The sequence below is a fragment of the Rhodococcus sp. NPDC054953 genome, from assembly GCF_053609225.1.
The window spans coordinates 6,226-26,440 of the sequence record NZ_JBSGXD010000007.1 but is presented as its reverse complement, the minus strand read 5'-3'; the positions used below and the strand labels follow the sequence as shown (position 1 = coordinate 26,440).

The 20,215-nt window shown below is 70.7% G+C and carries 20 protein-coding genes; 14 read left to right on the top strand and 6 right to left on the bottom strand.

All coding sequences use genetic code 11. The annotated features are described in order from the left end of the window. Window position 1 precedes the first annotated feature (1 nt). From ACWF62_RS07115 to ACWF62_RS07075, 9 genes are all read left to right on the top strand, one after another. The gene (locus ACWF62_RS07115; RefSeq protein ID WP_452629719.1) at window positions 2–1,168 is read left to right on the top strand and encodes an acyl-CoA dehydrogenase family protein; all 1,167 of its coding nucleotides are present in this window, start codon (window positions 2–4) and stop codon (window positions 1,166–1,168) included. After that, a complete protein-coding gene (locus ACWF62_RS07110) occupies window positions 1,165–2,103 on the top strand; it encodes a bifunctional MaoC family dehydratase N-terminal/OB-fold nucleic acid binding domain-containing protein (RefSeq protein ID WP_378509200.1) in 939 nt (312 codons plus the stop codon). Before ACWF62_RS07115 ends, ACWF62_RS07110 begins: the two co-directional genes overlap by 4 nt. Continuing rightward, the gene (locus ACWF62_RS07105; RefSeq protein ID WP_378509201.1) at window positions 2,103–3,215 is read left to right on the top strand and encodes an acyl-CoA dehydrogenase family protein; all 1,113 of its coding nucleotides are present in this window, start codon (window positions 2,103–2,105) and stop codon (window positions 3,213–3,215) included. The genes ACWF62_RS07110 and ACWF62_RS07105 overlap by 1 nt, the downstream gene beginning before the upstream one ends. Next, window positions 3,212–3,649 (top strand): MaoC family dehydratase, encoded by a 438-nt coding sequence (locus tag ACWF62_RS07100; protein WP_378509202.1) that lies wholly within the window; start codon window positions 3,212–3,214, stop codon window positions 3,647–3,649. Before ACWF62_RS07105 ends, ACWF62_RS07100 begins: the two co-directional genes overlap by 4 nt. Further along, the gene (locus ACWF62_RS07095) at window positions 3,649–4,827 is read left to right on the top strand and encodes a lipid-transfer protein (protein WP_378509203.1); all 1,179 of its coding nucleotides are present in this window, start codon (window positions 3,649–3,651) and stop codon (window positions 4,825–4,827) included. Before ACWF62_RS07100 ends, ACWF62_RS07095 begins: the two co-directional genes overlap by 1 nt. A gap of 27 nt (window positions 4,828–4,854) precedes the next feature. Continuing rightward, complete coding sequence (locus tag ACWF62_RS07090; protein WP_452629717.1) at window positions 4,855–5,661, top strand: MaoC/PaaZ C-terminal domain-containing protein; 807 nt, start codon at window positions 4,855–4,857, stop codon at window positions 5,659–5,661. Window position 5,662: 1 nt separating this feature from the next. Next, window positions 5,663–6,445 (top strand): SDR family oxidoreductase, encoded by a 783-nt coding sequence (locus ACWF62_RS07085; RefSeq protein WP_378509205.1) that lies wholly within the window; start codon window positions 5,663–5,665, stop codon window positions 6,443–6,445. Window positions 6,446–6,473: 28 nt separating this feature from the next. Further along, a complete protein-coding gene (locus ACWF62_RS07080; RefSeq protein WP_378509206.1) occupies window positions 6,474–7,235 on the top strand; it encodes an SDR family NAD(P)-dependent oxidoreductase in 762 nt (253 codons plus the stop codon). Window positions 7,236–7,455: 220 nt separating this feature from the next. Next, window positions 7,456–8,541: a GmrSD restriction endonuclease domain-containing protein gene (locus tag ACWF62_RS07075; RefSeq protein ID WP_452629716.1), complete on the top strand. Its 1,086-nt coding sequence runs from the start codon at window positions 7,456–7,458 to the stop codon at window positions 8,539–8,541. Window positions 8,542–8,555: 14 nt separating this feature from the next. Here ACWF62_RS07075 and ACWF62_RS07070 read toward each other — a convergent pair whose 3' ends face one another. Continuing rightward, window positions 8,556–10,220: an alkaline phosphatase D family protein gene (locus ACWF62_RS07070; protein ID WP_378509208.1), complete on the bottom strand. Its 1,665-nt coding sequence runs from the start codon at window positions 10,218–10,220 to the stop codon at window positions 8,556–8,558. A gap of 152 nt (window positions 10,221–10,372) precedes the next feature. Between ACWF62_RS07070 and ACWF62_RS07065 the strand changes: the two genes are divergently transcribed. The 4 genes from ACWF62_RS07065 (at window position 10,373) to ACWF62_RS07050 (ending at window position 14,080) form a co-directional block, all read left to right on the top strand. Next, a complete protein-coding gene (locus ACWF62_RS07065; RefSeq protein WP_378509209.1) occupies window positions 10,373–11,083 on the top strand; it encodes a phosphatase PAP2 family protein in 711 nt (236 codons plus the stop codon). 197 nt (window positions 11,084–11,280) lie between these two features. Then, window positions 11,281–12,534 carry an Nramp family divalent metal transporter gene (locus ACWF62_RS07060; protein WP_378509210.1) on the top strand — a complete coding sequence of 418 codons (1,254 nt, stop codon included), beginning with the start codon at window positions 11,281–11,283 and terminating at the stop codon, window positions 12,532–12,534. Between the two features lie 130 nt (window positions 12,535–12,664). Beyond that, the gene (locus ACWF62_RS07055) at window positions 12,665–13,318 is read left to right on the top strand and encodes a S1 family peptidase (RefSeq protein ID WP_378509211.1); all 654 of its coding nucleotides are present in this window, start codon (window positions 12,665–12,667) and stop codon (window positions 13,316–13,318) included. Window positions 13,319–13,324: 6 nt separating this feature from the next. Beyond that, window positions 13,325–14,080 carry a DUF6319 family protein gene (locus tag ACWF62_RS07050; protein WP_378569612.1) on the top strand — a complete coding sequence of 252 codons (756 nt, stop codon included), beginning with the start codon at window positions 13,325–13,327 and terminating at the stop codon, window positions 14,078–14,080. A gap of 14 nt (window positions 14,081–14,094) precedes the next feature. Here the strand turns inward: ACWF62_RS07050 and ACWF62_RS07045 are convergent, their stop codons facing one another. From ACWF62_RS07045 to ACWF62_RS07025, 5 genes are all read right to left on the bottom strand, one after another. Further along, window positions 14,095–15,120 (bottom strand): adenylate/guanylate cyclase domain-containing protein, encoded by a 1,026-nt coding sequence (locus tag ACWF62_RS07045; protein ID WP_452629715.1) that lies wholly within the window; start codon window positions 15,118–15,120, stop codon window positions 14,095–14,097. Then, window positions 15,113–16,810, bottom strand: a complete 1,698-nt coding sequence (gene ilvD, locus ACWF62_RS07040; protein WP_378509214.1) for a dihydroxy-acid dehydratase — start codon at window positions 16,808–16,810, stop codon at window positions 15,113–15,115. Before ilvD ends, ACWF62_RS07045 begins: the two co-directional genes overlap by 8 nt. Beyond that, entirely contained in the window at window positions 16,807–17,400 is a 594-nt protein-coding gene (locus tag ACWF62_RS07035) for a TIGR03086 family metal-binding protein (RefSeq protein WP_452629714.1), read from the bottom strand. Before ACWF62_RS07035 ends, ilvD begins: the two co-directional genes overlap by 4 nt. A gap of 7 nt (window positions 17,401–17,407) precedes the next feature. Beyond that, the gene (locus ACWF62_RS07030; protein WP_452629713.1) at window positions 17,408–18,190 is read right to left on the bottom strand and encodes a VOC family protein; all 783 of its coding nucleotides are present in this window, start codon (window positions 18,188–18,190) and stop codon (window positions 17,408–17,410) included. A 128-nt stretch (window positions 18,191–18,318) separates the two neighbouring features. Further along, window positions 18,319–19,767, bottom strand: a complete 1,449-nt coding sequence (locus ACWF62_RS07025) for an MFS transporter (protein ID WP_452629712.1) — start codon at window positions 19,765–19,767, stop codon at window positions 18,319–18,321. A 156-nt stretch (window positions 19,768–19,923) separates the two neighbouring features. Between ACWF62_RS07025 and ACWF62_RS07020 the strand changes: the two genes are divergently transcribed. After that, window positions 19,924–20,076 (top strand): hypothetical protein, encoded by a 153-nt coding sequence (locus tag ACWF62_RS07020; RefSeq protein WP_378509218.1) that lies wholly within the window; start codon window positions 19,924–19,926, stop codon window positions 20,074–20,076. Window positions 20,077–20,215: the final 139 nt, after the last annotated feature.

The window sequence follows — 20,215 nt, the reverse complement described above, 5'->3', positions numbered from 1 at the left end:
GATGGAGTTGAGGGAGTCGGCGGCGCAGCAGGAGCTGCGGCGGGAACTGCGCGCGTACTTCGCGAACCTGCTGCCGGAGGAGAAGCGGCGCAAGGCGGGCGAGGAGGGCGTCGGCGGCCAGTACTTCCGTGAGGTCGTCAAGCTGCTCGGCAAGGACGGCTGGCTGGGCATCGGCTGGCCCAAGGAGTACGGCGGACAGGGCCGGTCCATCGAGGAACAGTTCGTGTTCTTCGACGAGGTGCAGCGCGCCGGGCTGCCGTTCCCGTTCGTCACCGTGAACACCGTCGGCCCGACGCTGATGAAGTACGGCACGCAGGAGATGAAGGACCGGTTCCTGCCGGGGATCCTCTCCGGCGACATCGTGTTCGCGATCGGCTACACCGAGCCGGAGGCGGGCACCGACCTCGCGTCCCTCAAGACCCGTGCGGTCCGCGACGGCGACGACTTCATCGTCGACGGCGCCAAGATCTTCACCTCCGGCGCCAACACCGCCGACTACGTGTGGCTGGCCGCCCGCACCGACCCGGACGCCCCCAAGCACAAGGGCATCTCGATTCTGGTGGTCCCCACCGACGACCCCGGCTTCTCGTGGTCGCCGATCAACACCGTCGGCGGCCTGATGGTCACCGCGACGTACTACAGCGGCATCCGGGTGCCCGCGTCCGATGTCATCGGTGACGTCAACGGCGGTTGGCAGCTGATTGCCGCGCAGCTCAACCACGAGCGCATCGGCCTTGCCGCGATCGGCGGCCGCACCTACGGCCTGTGGCACCAGGTGCTGGACTGGGCCAAAGACAACAGCGCCATCGAGATCCCTTGGGTGCAGCAGGAATTCGCGCGGACCCACGCCAAGCTTGAGGCGATGCGCCTGCTGAACTGGAAGATGACGGCCGCGGTCGCCGCGGACACCCTCTCCGGCGCGGACGCGGGTGCCACCAAGGCGTACGGCACCGAGACGCACATCGACGTCTACCGGTCGCTGCTCGCGATCCTGGGCGCCGCCGGACGCATCCGGCCCGAGTCGCCGGGCGCGCTGCTCGCCGGTCAGGTGGAGCAGATCTCCCGCCAGGGCATGGTCAACACGTTCGGCGGTGGCGTCAACGAGGTCCTGCGCGACATGGTCGGCACGATGGGCCTTGGCCTGGTCCGGGAGAAGAGGGTCAAGTGAGCGAATTCGCTACCAAGATCAAGGAATTCGAGGGTCAGATCCTGACCCCGACGACCTGGGGTCCGGACGCGGTCAACACCCCGATGATCCGGCACTGGGTCGAGACGATGGGCGACACCAACCCGATCTACCTTGATGACGAGGCCGCCCGCGCCACCGGCCGGGACGGCGCGGTCGCGCCCGCGCTGATGGCGCAGGTGTGGATCATGCGCACGTTCACCGACAAGATGGCGAACAACGATCCGTCGCAGGTGTGGACCGACATGATCGCCGCCTTCGACGAGGCCGGATTCAGCTCGGTCGTCGCAACCGACTCGGACTTCGAGTTCTTCGCCGAACTGCGCGCCGGCGACCGGGTATCGGTCACCGAGACCATCGAGGCGATCTCCGAGGAGAAGACGACCGGCCTGGGTACCGGACACTTCGTCACCACCCTCAAGACGTACTGCAACGGCGACGACGAGGTCGTCGCGACCCAGCGCTGGCGGACCCTGCGGTTCGCGCCGAGGCCGAAGAAGGCCGATGTGGGCCTGCGTCCGCGCCCGGCCCTCAACCACGACAACGCCTTCTGGTTCGAGGCCGCCAAGGAGCACCGCCTGGTCATCCAGCGCTGCACCGCCTGCGGCGTGCTGCGGCACCCCACCGGACCGATGTGCGGCGAGTGCCAGTCGCTTGAGTGGGACACCGTCGACGCCTCGGGCCGGGGCACCGTCTACAGCTTCGTCGTCAACCACCACCCGAAGATCCCCGGCTTCGAGTACCCGCTGATCGTGGCGACCATCGAACTCGACGAGGGCACCCGACTGATCGCGAACATGACCGGCATCACGCCGGACGAGGTCGAGATCGGCATGCCGGTGGAACTGGACTGGATCGACGCCGACCCGGATCTGACGCTGCCCGCGTTCCGGCCGGCCGCACGGGAGGAGCACTGATGGACTTCAACTTCAGCGAAGAGCAGGACGCGATTCGCACCCTCGCCGACGAGGTCTTCACCAGCAAGGCCGACATCGACCGGGTCAAGGCGATCGAGCTGAGCGACGAGCGCCTCGACCGCGACCTGTGGCGTGAGCTCGCGAACACCGGCCTGCTCGGTATCGCCCTGCCCGAGAACCTCGGCGGCGGCGGCATGGGCCTTGCCGAGCTGTACGTGCTGCTCGTGCAGCAGGGCAGGCACGTGGCACCGGTGCCGATCTGGCCTGCCACCCTCGCGGCGGCGGCGGTCGCCGAGTTCGGCACCCCCGAGCAGGCGTCGACGCTGGTTCCCGGTGTCGCCGAGGGCAGTTCGTTCCTTACCGTCGGTCTCGAGGAGTTCGGTCCGTACGTCGACGGCGACCCGCAGACCACCGCCACCGAGGCTGGCGGAGCGTGGACGCTGACCGGTGCGAAGGCCGTCGTCCCGATCACCCACGTTGCTGACCGCGCGATCGTCTCGGCCACCACCGAGTCCGGTGCCGCGCTGTTCGTCGTCGACCTCGCCGCTGCCGGTGTCGCGGTGGAGCAGACACAGTCGACCGACTGGGAGATCTGCGGCAACCTCACGTTCGAGGCGGCCCCGGCGGAGCTGCTCGGTCCCGCCGACGGCACCGCCGCGCAGTGGCTGCTCGACCGGGTCGAGTTGGCGCTCGCCGCGATCCAGTTGGGTGTCGGCGAGGGCGCCGTTGCGCAGGCCGTCGAGTACCTGAACGGCAGGCAGCAGTTCGGTCGTCCGCTCGCCACGTTCCAGGCCGTCAACCATCAGCTGGCCGACTGCTACATCGACCTGCAGGCGATGAGCGTGACGCTGTGGCAGGCCACCCAGAACCTCGTCGATGGGATCGACCCGGGCACGTCGGTGCTCGTCGCGAAGTGGTGGGCCACCGACGGCGGCCAGCGCATCGTGCACCGCACCACCCACGTCCACGGCGGCATGGGTGTCGACACCGACTACCCGGTGCACCGGCACCTGTTGTGGGGCAAGCAGATCGGCGCCACCCTCGGCGGCTCCGCCTCCGACCTCGCGCGTCTGGGCGCGCAGCTCGCCGCCGGTGTCGAGGTGGTCGCATGACCGCCGCCGTCACCGGACGCAGCTACGACGACATCACCGTCGGCGAGACGCTGCCCGAGCTGGCCATCCCGCTCACCCGCACCCTGATCGTCGCGACGGCCCTGGCCACCCGCGACTTCCAGGACGTGCACCACGATCCTGAGCTGGCGCAGCAGCGTGGCAGCAAGGACGTGTTCATGAACATCCTCACCAGCAACGGGCTGGCCGGACGGTTCGTGACGGACTGGGCGGGTCCGTTCGCGCAGGTGCGCCGCGTCAAGATCCGGCTCGGCGCACCGAACTACCCGGGCGACACCATGACCATGACCGGCGAGGTCGTCGGCAAGGAGAACGGCACCGTCGAGGTGAAGATCGTCGGCGCCAACAGCCTCGGCAACCACCTGGCAGGCACCGTCACCGTCGCCTACCCGGCCCACGAAGGGAAGGACGCCTGATGGCCGTCAGCCCGCTCTCCGGTGCCGCCGCGATCGTCGGCATCGGCGCCACCGAGTTCTCCAAGAACTCGGGCCGAAGCGAACTCCAACTCGCCTGCGAGGCCATCGTCGCCGCGCTCGCCGACGCGGGCATCGACCCGTCCGAGGTCGATGGCCTGTCCACCTACACGTCCGAGACCAACGGCGAGGCGATTGTCGCCCGCAACTGCGGCCTCGGCGAGCTGAAGTTCTTCTCCCGCGTGCACTACGGTGGCGGCGCAGCCTGCGGCACCGTGCAGCAGGCCGCGATGGCCGTGGCGACCGGCGTCGCTGACGTCGTCGTCGTGTACCGCGCGTTCAACGAACGCTCCGGCGTCCGTTACGGTCTCGGCCAGCATGACCGCCCGATGGACTCCACCGCGGACCGCGCCGCGTACGCGTGGATGACGCCGCAGGGCCTGTCCACTCCGGCGCAGTGGGTCGGCATGTTCGCGCGCCGATACATGCACCAGTACGGCGCAACCAGTGAGGACTTCGGTCGGGTCGCCGTCGTCGCCCGCAAGCACGCGGCGAACAACCCGAAGGCGTGGTTCTACGGCAAGCCGATCACGCTCGAGGACCACCAGAACTCGCGCTGGATCTCCGAGCCGCTGCACCTGCTCGACTGCTGCCAGGAGACCGACGGCGGCCAGGCTCTCGTCATCGTCTCCGCGGAACGCGCCAAGACCCTGACGAACACGCCCGTTGTCATCAAGGGCGCGGCGCAGGGCTCCGGCAAGGACCAGCACATGATGACCAGCTACTACCGTCCCGACATCACCGGCATCCCGGAGATGGGCCTGGTCGGCCGCCAGCTGTACGCGCAGTCCGGGCTCACCCCGGAGGACATCGGTGCCGCGGTTCTCTACGACCACTTCACTCCGTTGGTGCTGCCGCAGCTCGAGGAGCTCGGTTTCTGCGGCGTCGGCGAGGCCAAGGACTTCATCCGCGAGGGCAACCTGGAGATCGGTGGCCGGCTGCCGTCGAACACGCACGGCGGCCAGATCGGTGAGGCGTACCTGCACGGCGTCAACGGCATCGCCGAGGCCGTGCGTGTCCTGCGCGGCACCTCCACCAACCAGCCGGGCAGCGTCGAGAACATGATCGTCACGGCGGGAACCGCGGTTCCCACGTCGGGCCTTATTCTCGGCGTGGCCTGACAGAACACTCGGAAGGACTACAGGAGAATGACGGCAGTGGAGCAGAAGCCGGCCGGTGCCTGGAAGGGTGTCGATCTCGGCACCCGCACGGTGAGCTACGACGAGCGCGACGCGATCCTCTACGCGCTCGCCGTCGGTGCGAAGGCCACCGACCTGGACCTCGTGATGGAGGACCGGCTGCGGGTGCTGCCGACGTTCGCCCTGACCCTCGCCCAGTGGGCACCCGACGAGCTCGGCTCGCGGGGTGCGTTCGACACCAAGACGGCGTTGCACGGATCGCAGGAACTGACCGTCCGCAAGCCGCTGCCCCGCTCGGGCGAGGTGACGCTGTCCGCCCGCGTCGGTGAGGTCTGGGACAAGGGTGCCGCCGCGGTGTTCGAAGTGGTCGTCGAGAGCGAGTACTTCGTCGCCACCTGGTCGCTGTTCGCTCCCGGCGCAGGAGGATTCGGCGGCGAACGGGGCCCGTCCAAGCTGGCCGGACCGCAGGGTGATCCGAACCTCACCGTTGACCTGGTGACCGCCGCCAACCAGACGGCCCTGTACCGGTTGCTCGGCGACATGCACCACATCCACATCGACCCGGCGGCCGCCGCGGTGATCGGGCAGCCCCGGCCGATCATGCACGGACTGTGCACCCTCGCCGCCGGAACCCTGCCGCTGGCCAAGGAACTCGGTGTGCACCCGGCCGACCTGACCGGGCTGTCCGGACGCTTCGCTGCCCCCGCCTTCCCCGGCGACACCCTGGTGGTGCGTGCCTGGCGGGCAGGCGACGGTGTCGACTTCGAGGTCGGCGGCGCGGTCACCGGCGCCCACGCCGAATTCGGAGGATGGTGACATGGCAGTGCACAACCCCGCCGATTTCACCGGCAAGAAGATCCTGATCACCGGCGGCACCAAGGGCATCGGTCGGGTCACCGCCGAGACCTTCCTCGCCGCCGGGGCCGAGGTCACCGTCTGCGCACGCAGCGAATCCGAGTCCCCGATCGAGAGTGGCGGACGCCGAGCGCATTTCCTGTCCGTCGACGTCCGTGACGCCGACGCGGTCAAGGAGATGGTTGGCACGGCCGCCGCCGCGATGGGTGGCCTGGACGTGCTGATCAACAACGCGGGCGGCTCCCCGGACGCGGATGCCGCGACCGTGTCCACCCGGTTCGTCGACAAGATTGTCGCACTGAACCTGCTGGGCCCCTTCTACGTTGCGCAGGCCGCGAACGCGATCATGCAGCAGCAGGAGGCGGGCGGCGCGATCGTCAACATCGGATCGGTGTCCGCGCACGACCCGCAGCCCGGCACCGCCGCCTACTCCGCGGCCAAGGCCGGACTGCTGATGCTCACGAAGGCCCTCGCGCTGGAATGGGCGCCGAAGGTGCGGGTCAACCACATCACCACCGGCCTGATCCGCACCGAGGCCGCGGCCTCGGTGTACGGGGAGGATGGCGGCGCCGCGGTGACCCGGACCCTGCCGATCGGCCGGATGGCCGTGCCGTCCGACATCGCGGGCGCCTGCCTGTTCCTGGCCGGGTCGCTGTCGTCGTACGTCAACGGCGCCGACATCGCCGTCCACGGCGGCGGCGAGTACCCGGCGCGCTACCTCGCCACCCACCCCGAAATCGGCTGACGCCGTACACGATCGGAGACGAAGAGCAATGGGAATTCTGGACGGGAAGGTGGCCATCGTCACCGGTGCCGGGCAGGGCATCGGCCGGGGCATCTCGCTCGCCCTGGCGAAGGAGGGTGCGGCCATCGCGGTCACCGGGCGCACCGAGTCCAAGCTGCACAACACCGTGGCGGAGATCGAGGCACTCGGCGGGCGGGCGGTCCCGGTGCGCTGTGACGTCTCGGTCGCCGAGGACATCGTCGCCGCCGTCGCGACGACCGTCGCGGACCTCGGTGCGGTGGACATCCTGGTCAACAACGCCAACGACTCCAAGCCCGGCCCCCTCCTCGACGTCGTCGACGAGAAGTTCGAGAAGGCGTTCGCGTCCGGGCCGCTGGCGACCCTGCGGTTCATGCGCGCCTGCCATCCGCACATGGTCGCGCGTGGCGGCGGCTCGGTGATCAACATGGTCACCTCGGCGGCGGTGCGCTGGGATGCCAGCAACTACGGCGTGTACGGCGCGATCAAGGAGGGCACCCGGGTGCTCACCCGGGCCGCCGCCGCCGAGTGGGGCCGCGACGGCATCCGGGTGAACAATGTTGCCCCGCACGCCGTGACGCCCGCGTTGGAATGGTGGATGGAGAAGAACCCGGAAGAGGCGGCCGCGTTCGTCGCGGGCATCCCGCTCGGCCGGGTCGGCGACCCCGAGGCCGACATCGGCCGGGCCGTCGTCTTCCTCTGCTCGGAGGACTCGCGCTACCTCACCGGCTCCACCATGCCGCTCGACGGCGGCCAGTCCCGCTGGGGCTGACCCCGAAGGCGGGTCCGCCGCAACAGTCGTCCCACGAAAACCCCTGTGCGCAGGGGTTTTCGTGCGTTCGCAGGGAAACTGAGCGGACAACCCCGCTGTGCGTGCGGCACCCGCACTGTGCACAGGTGGGTTCGGGGCGAGGGAGCCGGGTGTCGGTTGAGCAGATGATTCGGGTGCCCGTGGTGCCGGGGCTCGCCGGCACCACTGGTAGGCATGGGAGGTGACCGCTCTCCCCAGACCCCGACGTATCCGCTGCGACATCGCCTGGGCGGCCGGACTGGTCGCCGTCGTCGGCCTCACCGGCTGCGGTGCGTCTGAGTCGCCGACGATGACCGCGACCACCGCCGCCCTCGGCTCCACCACCGCGGTGACCCGCCCGACGACGCCCACCGCCGCACCGACCACGACGACGACGGCGCGTGCGACATCCGCTGCCGCGGCCGCCGGGCCGGGATCGGGAGGCAGCGGTGACGCCGTGGCCGCGCTCGCGCTGCTCGACACGCTCGCGGTCAAGGGACGCGCACCCAAGACCGGGTACGAGCGGGACCTGTTCGGGCAGGCCTGGTCCGACGACGTGAGCGTCGCGGGCGGACATAACGGCTGCGACACCCGCAACGACATCCTGCGCCGCGACCTCATCGAGGTCGAACTGAAGCCGGGTACTCGCGGGTGCGTGGTCCTGACCGGGGTGCTGCCGGACCGGTACACGGCAACCACGATCCCGTTCACCCGCGGATCGGACACCTCGTCCGCCGTCCAGATCGACCATGTCGTCGCGCTGTCCGACGCCTGGCAGAAGGGCGCCCAGCAGCTCGACGCGCCGACCCTGCGGAACCTCGCGAATGACCCCCGCAACCTGCAGGCCGTCGACGGGCCGACCAATCAGCGCAAGGGTGACGGTGACGCCGCGACCTGGCTGCCGCCGAATCGGGAGTATCGGTGCACGTATGTCGCGCGGCAGATCGAGGTGAAGGCCGCCTACGGGCTGTGGGTGACCACCGCCGAACGGGACGCGATGGCCCGGGTGCTCGCGGATTGCGGTGCGGCGCAGCCCGAGGTGGCTCCCGCGGCCGCGGCCGGGGGTGATGACCGCCCGCCGGTGGAACCCGCCCCCGCGCCTGCTGCGCAGGCGCCGGTCCCGCTGGTCGGCGCCGCTCCCGCCCCGCCCCGGCCCGATGCGGGCGCCACCGTCAGCTACGCGAACTGCGGGGAGGTGCGCGCGGCAGGCGCGGCGCCGATCCGCGTCGGGGAGCCGGGGTACAGCGGCCGACTCGACCGCGACGGCGACGGCATCGCCTGCGAGTAGCGCGCCCGGGCCGGCTACCCGAGCCGCGCGTCCCCGGCCGCGACCCGCAACTCCTTCGACGTCGCAACGGCTGCGCCCCGATCGAGCTTGTCGACCGCACGGAACGCGAACCGCGCCTCGCCCGCGTCGACCTCGAGCACCCCGTACCCGTGGGACACCATGTCGGCGTGCGCGAGGTGCGGGTTCCTCGCCCGGCGGGCGGACTCCTCGGCGCGCGCCCCGCCGACGTCGCTGCTTCCGGTCGCGCCGCCGTCCCCGGTGTTGGCGGAGGTGACCGACGGGACGACGAACTCGACCCCGGCGCGCCGCGTGCCGGGGGCGTTGACCTGCGCGCCGGTCGCGGTGCCCGGCGCGAACCCGGTGTCCCACAGCTCGCCCGCCCAGCCGTCGTGGTCGTCGCCGGTCACCAGGACCAGGTTGTCGACCGATTGTGCTGCGGTGGAGAGGATCTCGGCGCGTTCGGCGCCGTAGCCGTCCCAGGTGTCCATGTAGGCGCGGGCACCGTCGTCGGCCACCGCCATGCCCATCATCATGTTGGCGTTCGCGACCACCTTCCATCGCGCGTCGGAGGTGGTGAGCCCGTCGAGCAGCCACTGCTTCTGGGCTGCCCCGAGCATGCTCCGTCCCGGCGTGTCGGCCTCGGTGCAGACGGCGAACTCGGCGTCGTCGCAGGCCTGCCGGTCCCGGTACTGGCGGGTGTCCGGCGCGAAGAGTTCCACCGTCCGGCCCACCCGCAGCGAGCGGTAGGTGCGGGTCGGGTCGCCGGCGAACCGCGGCACCGGCATGTGCTCGAACCACGACTGCCACGCCCACTGCTTCTTCTGCTGGAAGCCGATCGCGCCGTCGATGTCCGAGACGACCGGGAACGTCCAGCCGTCCGTGCTGTAGTTGTTGCGGAACTCGTGGTCGTCCCAGAGCGGGACGAACGCGTGGCTGCTGTGCATCAGCCGCAGGTCGGCGTCGGTGCGGTACTGGCGGTACTTGTCCCGCATGCCGTCGATGGTCTGGGGGAACGCATTGGTTGCGACCCCGCGGACGCCCGGCTTGGTGAACTCGTACACGTAGTCCCCGAGGCACACGACGAAGTCGAGGTCCTCCGCGGCCAGATGTCGGTGCGCCGCGTAGTAGCCCTCCTCGAAGCCCTGGCAGGTGAACCAGCCGATCCGGGCCGGTTCGTTGGAGTCGGCGGGCCGCAGGGTCCGGAACCGGCCGACCGGTGACTCGCCGCCGTCGCCGCGGAACTGGTAGTACCAGGTTTCGCCCGGCGCGAGGCCGGTCACGTCGAAATGGACTGTGCCGTCGGCATCCCCGCGTACCGGTACCCGCTCGGCGATGGTCGGCGAGGTCAGGTCCTCACGCGACGAGACGATCACCGCCAGTTCGCCGTCCGCCGCACGGCCGCCGATGCTGCCGGTGCCCGCGCTGCCGGTGCCGATGCTGCCGGTGCCCGCGCTGCCAGCACCGACCCGCGTCCACAGCGTCGCGCCGTCGGTGCGCGGCACCCCGGCCATCACCCCGTTGCCGAACTCCGGATTGCGGATCAGGCCCGCGCCGGTGTCCGGGGCCTGACGCAGCAGCGGCGCCGCGTGCGCGGCGGTGGGCAGCAGCGCGCCGCCACCGAGCGCGGACAGGCCGACCAGAAACGCACGGCGGGAAACGTTGGACGTTGGGAAGGACACGGGCCACCTCGGATGCGCCGGGACGAAAGAGTCCAGATGACCCTAGACGTCAATGGCGCGGCGCCGCCCGTTTTCCCGGTGTTCACCGGCAGGGGGTTGCGGCGGCGGGCCCTCTCAGTTTCCTACCAGTTTCGCCGCGTACATTCCGCCGGGTGCGAACCCGATTCCTCCCCAGGCACTGGCCGCTCGGCCTGGCCGCGCTGATCGTCGCGGCGGGCATCCTCGCGGTGTTCGGACCCGCCGACATGGAGGCCAACCCGGTCATCGGCTGGTCGACGTCGCTGTACCGCAGCGTCGACTCCGTCACCGCGGCCTGGCCCGCGGGCGCGGGCACCGTCAGCGACCTGGTCGCGGAGGCGGGATTGTTCGCCCTCGCCGGAATGCTCGCGCTGTCCCTGTGGTGGGGGCGCGGCGACACGCACACCCTCGCGGTCGGGTTGGCGGCCGGGGCGGGGGCCGCCGGTTCGGCGCTCGCCACCCTCGCCGTCAAGGCGGTCGTCACCGAGGAGCGTCCCTGCACCGCCCTGCCCGGGGTGCACGCCCTGTCCGAGTGCCCTCCGCTCGGCGACTGGTCGTTCCCGAGCAACCATTCCGGAATCTCGGCGGCCCTGGCAACGGCGGTGGTCCTCGCCGGGTACGCGGCCCGGCGAATGTGGATGGCGGCCCTCGCCGCGGTCACCGCGGTGATCGTCGGGCTGTCCCGGGTCGTCAGCGGCGTGCACTATCCACACGATGTCGCCGCGGGCCTGGTGTTCGGCTCCTGCATCGCCCTCGCGTTCGCGGTCGCGCTGACCCCGGTCGCTGCCGTTGTCGTGCGGCGGGTCGGGCTCGGCACGTCGGGACGGGAACCCGCGCACTACTGACCCGGCCGCAGCGCCGCGTCCGCACCGGTCGGCGGCCGCGGCCACGCCGTCATGCTCCCATATCCGCACCACGGCCCACCCGGCGGCGGCCAGTCGCATGCCGGTGCCGCGGCCGCGGATGCCTGAAAGTTTGGAGACCCGAACTTCTTGATATGGTGAGGCGAATAGTTGCCGATGTGGGCGGGAGACCAGTCGCGGTGAGCGTGCGCACCCTCGAACCGAGCGGACCGTCGACCAGGAGATGGGCGGGCCTCGGCCGGCTGATCGCGCTGGCCGGACCGGCCTTCGTCGCCGCGATCGCCTACGTGGACCCCGGCAACGTTGCCGCGAATCTCACCGCAGGCGCCAAGTACGGCTACCTGCTCGTGTGGGTGCTGGTGCTCGCCAACGCGATGGCCGTGCTCGTGCAGTACCTGTCCGCGAAGCTCGGGCTGGTCACCGGCCGGTCGCTCCCCGAGCTGCTCGGCGACCGGCTCCGGCCGACCCAACGCAAGGCGTTCTGGGTGCAGGCCGAGCTCGCCGCGGTCGCGACGGACCTCGCCGAGGTGATCGGCGGCGCGATCGCCCTGCACCTGCTGTTCGGGCTGCCGCTGTGGCTTGGCGGACTGATCACCGGCGCCGTGTCGATGGCCATCCTCGCGACCCAGGCCCGCGGCCAGCGGACCTTCGAGTTCGTCGTCATCGGCCTGCTCGCGATCATCACCCTCGGCTTCGTCAGCGGTCTCGCCTTCACCGACGTGTCCCCGCGCGAGGCGCTCGGCGGCCTCGCGCCCCGGTTCGACGGGGCCGAAACGGTGCTGCTCGCGGCGAGCATGCTTGGCGCAACCGTGATGCCGCATGCGATCTACGTCCACTCCGCGCTCGCCAGGGACCGGCACGGGCGCGGGATCCGGCCCGCGCTGTTGCCGCGCCTGCTGAAGGCCACCAAGCTGGATGTCGGGGCGGCCCTCGTCGTCGCGGGCACCGTCAACATCGCGATGCTGCTGCTGGCCGCGTCGGCGCTGCGCGGCGTCGAGGGCACCGACACCATCGAGGGCGCCCACGCCGCGATCACCTCCGCGCTCGGGCCGACGGTGGCGGTGGTGTTCGCGATCGGGCTGCTCGCGTCCGGCCTGGCGTCCACCTCGGTCGGCTGCGCCGCGGGCGCCGAGATCATGGCCGGGCTGCTGCACTACCGGATCCCGATGCTGCTGCGCCGGATCCTGGTCCTGATTCCCGCGCTCGTCATCCTCGCGATCGGCGCCGACCCGACGACGTCCCTGGTGATCAGTCAGGTCGTGCTCAGCTTCTGCATCCCGTTCGCACTGATCCCTCTGGTGCGGATGACCTCCGAACGCGCCCTGATGGGTGACCACGTCAACCGCCGCGGAACCGTGATCGCGGCCTGGTCGGCAACCGCGGTGATCGTTGCCCTCAACATCGCGCTGCTGGTGCTCACCGTCCTCGGCTGACGTCCGAACGCCCCGAAATCCTCGCGTTCCACTGCGAGTCCCGGCGGGTGCGCGCACACTGGTGGGTGCTCGTCTTCCTACGGACCGGGCGTCAGGCCCGGTGCCGGTGTATCTCCCGGAGGGTCGGACGATGGCCAAGAAGTGTGCAGTCCTGTTCGCGATGGTGGCGGCGCTGTTCGGATTCCTCGGTGTCGGCGTCTCGGCCGCGGCATCACCGGCGCCGCTGGGCGGCGGATCGGGGATCATCGTCGGGGACGAGGCGCTGTGCACGCTCACGGCGATCGGGCGCGACAGCGCGGACCGTCTGGTCGGCATCACGGCCGGCCATTGTGGTGAACCCGGGTATTCCATCGTGCCGGAGCACCGTCAGGACGCGGGAACGGTCGGCCGGATCGTCGGGAAGAACAGGTCACTCGACTACGCGGTTATCGAGTTCGACCCGGCCAAGGTCGCACCCGTCAATCGGGTGGGGAACGTGACGATCACGACCGTCGGTGCGCCAGCGGCCTTCCCGGATGTGGTGTGCAAGCAGGGTTTGCGGACCGGCAACACCTGCGGCGTCGTGTGGGGGGATCTGCTGGCGAGCAACGAGACCTGGACGCAGATGTGCGTCATCGAGGGTGACTCGGGAAGCCCGGTCGTGCGCGGTACTACATTGGTCGGCATGGTGAACGCCTACGTGGGGGTCGCATGTCTCGGCCCCGAACTCGGAACCGATATCGATGCCGTCCTGGCCGACCTGAACGCGCACGGCGGTGTCGGCGCGGGCTTCCGGCCCATCTGATCGCGGATGGCCCCTCGCACACGGCCCGGTGATCACCTCACCGGGCAGGATCTGACCGACCTGGCCGCGGCGGTGTCCGCCGGTAAACGCGCCACCGTCTACCTCAACGAGGCGACCCCGAGCCTCGGCCTTGCCGCGGGCTGCTCCGCGAAGGTGGTGTCCGTCGACGGCACCACCGTGCTGATCCGGCCGAAGGGTGTGAACGACGAACTGCCGTTCGAGGCAGACGAATTGCGCCTGACCCGGGCGCCAGCGAAGCAGGCGGCCAAGGCGGCTCCGAAGCCGGCGGCGGCGCCGGGCCGAACCCGGTCGGCGTCCGCGCGATCCGCCTTGGACCGGTCGGCCGCTGGCGCACCGACACCCTCGGCACCACCACGCACCTCCACCCCGCCCGCCCCGACGACCGCGAAGGCTGCCGTGACCGCACCGAATACCGATGTCCCGCAGGCCTCATCGCCCACGCCTGCACCCAAGCGGCCCCGGCGGGCGAAGGAACCGGCTGGCGTCAGCGTGACGCTGCACGCCGCGGCGGGCGGCGAATGGACGGTCACGGTCACGCACGGCGCGAAGCGGCCGGGGAAGGCGGCGCCGGTCGCCGCCGACGCGGTCGAGCGGGCCGTTCGCGAGCTCGGTGACCCGACCGCGCAGGACGCCGTCGAGTCGGTGATCACCGCAGCACGGGATGCCGCGGCCAAGCGGGTCGAGGAACTGAGCAGGCAGCTCGAGGAGGCGCGGACCGCGCTGGAGTCGCTCGGCACGTAGGGCCCGCGGCGAGGTCACCGGCGCAGCGCGTACGCCCGCAGTCGGTTGTAGCCGCGGACCCGGAGGGTCCGCAGCGACCGCAGCTGGACGTCGTCGGCCGCGCCGAGGGCCTCGGCCATCCTCTCGTCGACGAGCACCGTTCCCGGGCGCGCGGCGCTGGTGAGCCGGGCGGCGATGTTCACGACCGACCCGTGCACGTCGCCGAAGCGCACCAGCACCTCGCCGCGCGCGAGGCCGACCCGCAGGCTCGGCAGTTCCTCGGTGCTCGACGCCGCGTCCTGCAGTGCCAACGCAATCCGCGCACCGTCGGCGGGATCCTCGACCGCGAACAGCACCTCGTCACCGACGTTCTTGATCACCCAGCCGCGGTTCTGACCGATCACGTTCGTGACGGTGGATTCGAAGAACTCGAGCAGATCGGTCAGTTCGGTGATGTCGAGGCGCCGGGTCAGGCTCGTGTAGCCGACCATGTCCGCGAATCCGATCGTCAGCGTCCGGGTGTCGATGTCCTCACGTCGACTGTCGAGGAACCGTGCCGCGTGGGACGCGAGGTGCCGACGCCACGCGTACGACTGCAGCCTCTCCAGGGTCGGCAGCATCTGCTCCGCGACGAGGGTTGCCTCCGCCGCCACCGCGTGCACGTCGACGACTTCCTCGGGTTCGTGGTCGCGGATCCGCGCGACGATGTGCCCGTTGAGCAGGCCGAGCTGCCACTCCGCGAGTCGTGCGAACGACTGGCCGAGCGCGCGCGTCACCGGTACCTCCAAATCCGGATCGATGATGCCCCGGTCGACGAGGGAGGTGATCGACTGCAGCGCAGCGACGTCGGCATCGGTGAACATCGGCACATCCGGATTGGTGGCGTGCGCGAATCCCATTGCCACCCACAGGCGTTGCGCTCTCTCCAAGGGGATCCCGGCGAGCTCGGCGACCTGGTCGCGGGTGTACTTGATCTCCCCGCCGAGCAGATTGCGCTCCACCTCGGCCTGGATCATCGCGAACTCGAGGGCCTGCCGCCGTTCGCTCGACCGCTCAGCCACACACCGCTCCGTTCGACGCCGACCCGACGAGCTTCGCGTACTTGGCCAGTACCCCTCGGGTATACCGGGGCGGCAGCGGTTCCCAACCGTGTGCGCGCCGCGTCAACTCGGATTCGTCGATCAGCACGTCAAGGCGGCCGGTCGCGACGTCGAGACGGATCGTGTCGCCGTCCCGGACGAAGGCGATCGGTCCGCCGTCCACCGCCTCGGGCGCGACATGACCGACGCAGAGCCCGGTGGTGCCGCCGGAGAACCGCCCGTCGGTCAGCAGCAGCACGTCCTTGCCGAGCCCGGCGCCCTTGATCGCGGCGGTGATCGCGAGCATCTCCCGCATCCCCGGTCCGCCCTTCGGCCCCTCGTAGCGGATCACGACCGCGTCGCCCGCGGTGATCGTGCCGTCCTCGAGGGCGTCGAGCGCCGCCCGTTCGCGGTCGAAAACCCGTGCGGTACCGGTGAAGACGTCGGATTCGAAGCCGGCGGATTTGACCACCGCCCCGCCCGGCGCCAACGACCCGGACAGGATCGTGATGCCACCGGTCGGGTGAATCGGCGTGCTCATCGACCGCAGCACCTTGCCGTCGGGATCGGGCGGGGCGATGTCGGCGAGGTTCTCGGCGACAGTGCGGCCGGTCACCGTCAGGCAGTCGCCGTGCAGCAGCCCGGCGTCGAGCAGGGCCTTCATGACGACCGGGACGCCGCCGATGCGGTCGATGTCCTTCATCACGTACGCCCCGAACGGCTTGACGTCCGCCAGGTGTGGGACCCGCGCACCGACCCGCGTGAAGTCGTCCAGGGTCAGCGGAACCCCGGCCTCGTTCGCGATGGCGAGCAGGTGCAGCACCGCATTCGTGGAACCGCCGAACGCCATCACCACCGCAATCGCGTTCTCGAACGCCTCCGCGGTCAGGATGTCCGACGGCGTGATGCCGCGGCGCAGCAGCTCGACCACCGCCTGCCCGCTGCGGCGGGCGTAGCCGTCCCGCCTGCGGTCGGTGGCGGGCGGGGACGCCGAACCGGGGAGCGACATGCCAAGCGCCTCCGCGGCACTCGCCATCGTGTTTGCGGTGTACATGCCGCCGCACGCGCCCTCGCCGGGGCAGATTGCCCGCTCGATCGCATCGACGTCCGCGCGGCTCATCAGCCCGCGCACACACGCCCCGACCGCCTCGAACGCGTCGATGATCGTGACGTCCTTCTCGGTGCCGTCGGAGAGGGTCGCGGTCCCCGGCAGGATCGACCCGGCATACAGGAACACCGACGCCAGGTTCAGTCGCGCGGCGGCCATCAGCATCCCGGGCAGCGACTTGTCGCACCCCGCAAGCAGCACCGACCCGTCGAGACGCTCCGCCTCCATGACGGTTTCGACGCTGTCCGCGATCACCTCCCGGGACACCAACGAGAAGTGCATGCCCTCGTGGCCCATCGAGATGCCGTCGGAGACCGAGATGGTGCCGAACTCGAGGGGATACCCGCCCGCGGCGTGCACCCCGTCCTTGACGGCCTGCGCCAGCCGGTCCAGGGACAGGTTGCACGGGGTGATCTCGTTCCACGACGACGCGACACCGATCTGCGACTTGCCCCAGTCGTCGTCGCCCATGCCGACGGCCCGGAGCATCCCGCGCGCCGCGGTCTTCTCCAAGCCGTCGGTCACGTCCCTGCTGCGGGGTTTGATGTCGGGTTCGCTTGTCATCGCATACCTCCCGAAGTGCGCCCGGTCGCGGAGGGCCGCGGGTCGCGGCCGGTCAACGCGAGAAGCCGGTCCTGGGGCGACGCGTCCGCCGGTATCGGCACCGGTGTCGTGAACAGACCGCTGGCGGCGAGCAGGTCCCGCTGCTCGTCGAGGACATCCCACACCGCGGCGACGAGACCCGGATCCAGTTCCTCATCGGCGCCGACCGCGCGGGCCAGATCCCACGCGTGGATGGTGATGTCGGAAACCTGTTCGCGCAGATAGTGCTCCACCGTCGCCGTCGCGTAGGACAGGTGCACGGGCGCGGCCGGTGGTGCCGCGTTCCACGCGGCGATCGCCAACCCGGAGTGCAGTTGCCATTCTCGGCGCAGGTCCTCGCCGAGCGGCCGAATCCGGGACTCCGCCTGCTCGACGGTCAGACCCCCGAGAAGTGGCGGCACCCACTGCTGTTCGGTGACGACATGCCGGACCAGATCGGTGACGTCCCAGTCGGTGTCGGGGGTCGGGACGGACCACTCGGTGACCGCGGTGATGCGGGTGGAGAACTCGTGGTGGGCTCGCCGCAGCAGCGCGAGCCACTCCAGTGCCACGGCCGCCCTACCGTTGGGTGGGGTCGGGTCGTAGGACGCTGAACACCCCGCCGGTCGGATCAGCGAGCACGGCGATGCGACCAGCGCCGGCGACGTCGAACGGTGCGACGAGCACCGATCCGCCTGCGGTGGAGGCTGTTTCGGCAGCGATATCCGGGTCGTCGACGGCGAAGTAGACCTGCCAGTGCGCGGGGGCCTGCGCCAGGCTCGGTCGTGTGCACCCACCGATGTCCTCGCCGCCGGCGTGCAACACGAGGTACGACCCGCCCGGCATCGGCGTCGCGGTGTGCGTCATCCCCACCACGCTGCCGTAGAAGGCGAGCGCGGCCTCCGGTTCGGGGGTGACCAGCTCGGACCAGACGAGCGTCCCCGACTCCTTGTCCAGCGTGGCGCCGAGGTGCTGCCCGGACTCCCACAGGCCGATCACCGCCCCGGTCGGATCCGTCAGGAACGCCATTCGGCCCGCGTCCCCGACGTCGTCGGGCCCCATCAGGACCTGCCCGCCTGCGCTGACGGCCCTCGCGGTCGCCGCGGCGACATCCCCGGCGGCGAGGTAGGTGTTCCAGTGCGATGGCGTGCCGTCCGGGACGCCGGGTGGGTGCCCGCCGATCGCACCGACGGTGTGGCCGCGCAGGTGGGCCATCGAATAGACACCGCCGCCGGGATTGGGCATGTCCTCGAACTCCCACCCCAGCAGTCCGGTGTAGAAGTGCTTCGCGGTGGCCGGGTCGGCGGCGGACAGGTCGACCCAGCACGGGACGCCCTCCGGGTAGCGGGAACGTGTGGGCATCGGCGACGTCCTTTCGCGGTGGAAATTCGGTCCGGCTGGCCCGCCCGCACGAACGCCGGGCGCGCACCACCGTCCACGTTTCCAGCCCGCGGCCGGTTTGGAAAGGGGCAGTCGCGGCTCAGGCGTCGTCACGGCCGGTCGGTTTCGGGCCGCCGCGGGTCGAGGGTCGGTGCCGCGACGTCGCAGTGCGGGCGGCACTCGATCGAATCGGGTGCCGTCACGACGGTGCCCTGCCGCGGCAGGAGCACCGCTGCCAGGACGGCTCCCGCCAGCATCAGCCCCGCGCAGGCCAGCATCGCAACCCCGAATCCGTTCGAGAACGCCCGCACATCGGTGGTGCCGGTGATCCCCGCGAGCCCGGGAAGTGCCGCAACGGCGAGCAATTGCGCGGTGCGGGCGACGGCGTTGTTGACTCCCGACGCGATCCCGGAGCGTTCGGTGGGCACCGAGTTCAGCACCGCACCGGTGAGCGGCGCCACCAGCGTGGACAATCCGAGCCCGAACACCGTGACCGCGGGCAGGACGTCGGCGAGATACGAAGCGTCGGGGCCGATTCGGAGCATCAGCACGAGCCCGGCCGCACCGATGAGGGGACCGACTGTCATCGGCAGCCGCGGACCATGGTGCTGCGCCCAGCGGCCGGTCCGAGCGGACAACGCCAGCATCAGGACGGTGATCGGCAGCGTCGCGAGCCCAGCCGCGATCGGCGAGTAGCCGACGACGATCTGCAGCTGCAGGACGAGCAGGAAGAACACCCCGCCCAGCGCGGCATACACCGTCAGCGTGACGAGGTTCGCTGCGGTGAACACCCGGGATCGGAACAGGGACGGCGGGACCAGCGGCTCGGAGCCGCGCAGTTCCGCGGCAACGAACGCGGCGAACGCGGCACCGCCGACGATCAGCGGGGCGGCATGCCCGGCGATCAGGCCGTAGGTGAGGAAGACGAGCGCGAGGACGCCCAGCGCGGCACCGGGAAGGTCGAGTCGTTCGGACGGGTCGGGGTCGCGGCTCTCGGGGACGTGCCGTACGGACACCCACACCACCGCCGCGGCGAGGGGGACGTTCAGCCAGAACACCGCCCGCCACGACGCGACCTCGACCAGCCATCCGCCGAGCAGTGGACCGGCCGCCGACGCGACACCACCGAGCCCCGACCACAACCCGATCGCGGTGCCGCGGTCGTCGGGTGCGATCGCCCCGGACAGCAGCGCGAGGCTGCCCGGGGTGAGCAGCGCCGCGCCGACCCCCTGCACGATCCGCGCCGCGACCAGCAGTTCGATGGTCGGGGCGAGGGCGCACACCACCGACGCCGCGGTGAACCAGACCGTTCCCCAGACGAAGACCCGGCGTCGACCGAGCCGGTCACCGAGGGCACCTGTCAGCAGGATCAGCGACGCCAGGGTCAGGGTGTATCCGCTGACCACCCACTGCAGGTCGGCGACGGAGGCGCCGAGATCCTCGCCGATCCGGGGGAGGGCGAGGTTCACCACCGTCGCGTCGAGCATCGCCACCGACGAGCCCAGCACCGTCGCGAGGATCACCGCCCGCCCGGTGCGCGTCCTCAGCGGGACCGTCATGGGTAGTGACGGTACGCCGCGACATTGACCTCACCCGGATTCAAAACCGCTGCCTGCGACGACGGGTGGGATCAGGCGTCGGCGTGCCGAATCGGGCGGTGCGGTCCGGTTACATACATCCCGCTCGCCCACTCACCCATCTCAAGGAGAAGTTCAATGGCAGTCGCACGTGCAACCCGCGCCGGATCGTCCGAGGATGACATCGCCCTCATCAAGCAGATCCAGCCGATCGTGTCCGGTGCTGGCACGATCATCGGCGGTCTCGGCGCGGTCCTCACCGTAGGTGCCGCCCTGGCCTCGCTCAGCTGACCCCCGCGGCTGCGCCGCCCGTGTGTGGGTTTTCCCCCCGTCGGGGGGGAAAGCACAAACAAGTTTGGGGTTTCGCGGCGCTCTCCCCACCTTCCCCAGCGGCGAACCTCCCCCCTCCCCCCCTCCAATGCCTCCCCAG

What these genes read in the sequence shown, in the direction of transcription:
- ACWF62_RS07080 (WP_378509206.1), top strand. Translation starts at nt 6,474, where the DNA reads ATGGGAATTCTGGACGGGAAGGTGGCCATCGTCACCGGTGCCGGGCAG.
- ACWF62_RS07105 (WP_378509201.1), top strand. Translation starts at nt 2,103, where the DNA reads ATGGACTTCAACTTCAGCGAAGAGCAGGACGCGATTCGCACCCTCGCC.
- ACWF62_RS07020 (WP_378509218.1), top strand. Translation starts at nt 19,924, where the DNA reads ATGGCAGTCGCACGTGCAACCCGCGCCGGATCGTCCGAGGATGACATC.
- ACWF62_RS07095 (WP_378509203.1), top strand. Translation starts at nt 3,649, where the DNA reads ATGGCCGTCAGCCCGCTCTCCGGTGCCGCCGCGATCGTCGGCATCGGC.
- ACWF62_RS07115 (WP_452629719.1), top strand. Translation starts at nt 2, where the DNA reads ATGGAGTTGAGGGAGTCGGCGGCGCAGCAGGAGCTGCGGCGGGAACTG.
- ACWF62_RS07055 (WP_378509211.1), top strand. Translation starts at nt 12,665, where the DNA reads ATGGCCAAGAAGTGTGCAGTCCTGTTCGCGATGGTGGCGGCGCTGTTC.
- ACWF62_RS07030 (WP_452629713.1), bottom strand. Translation starts at nt 18,190, where the DNA reads ATGCCCACACGTTCCCGCTACCCGGAGGGCGTCCCGTGCTGGGTCGAC.
- ACWF62_RS07085 (WP_378509205.1), top strand. Translation starts at nt 5,663, where the DNA reads ATGGCAGTGCACAACCCCGCCGATTTCACCGGCAAGAAGATCCTGATC.
- ACWF62_RS07025 (WP_452629712.1), bottom strand. Translation starts at nt 19,767, where the DNA reads ATGACGGTCCCGCTGAGGACGCGCACCGGGCGGGCGGTGATCCTCGCG.
- ilvD (WP_378509214.1), bottom strand. Translation starts at nt 16,810, where the DNA reads ATGACAAGCGAACCCGACATCAAACCCCGCAGCAGGGACGTGACCGAC.
- ACWF62_RS07100 (WP_378509202.1), top strand. Translation starts at nt 3,212, where the DNA reads ATGACCGCCGCCGTCACCGGACGCAGCTACGACGACATCACCGTCGGC.
- ACWF62_RS07050 (WP_378569612.1), top strand. Translation starts at nt 13,325, where the DNA reads ATGGCCCCTCGCACACGGCCCGGTGATCACCTCACCGGGCAGGATCTG.
- ACWF62_RS07090 (WP_452629717.1), top strand. Translation starts at nt 4,855, where the DNA reads ATGACGGCAGTGGAGCAGAAGCCGGCCGGTGCCTGGAAGGGTGTCGAT.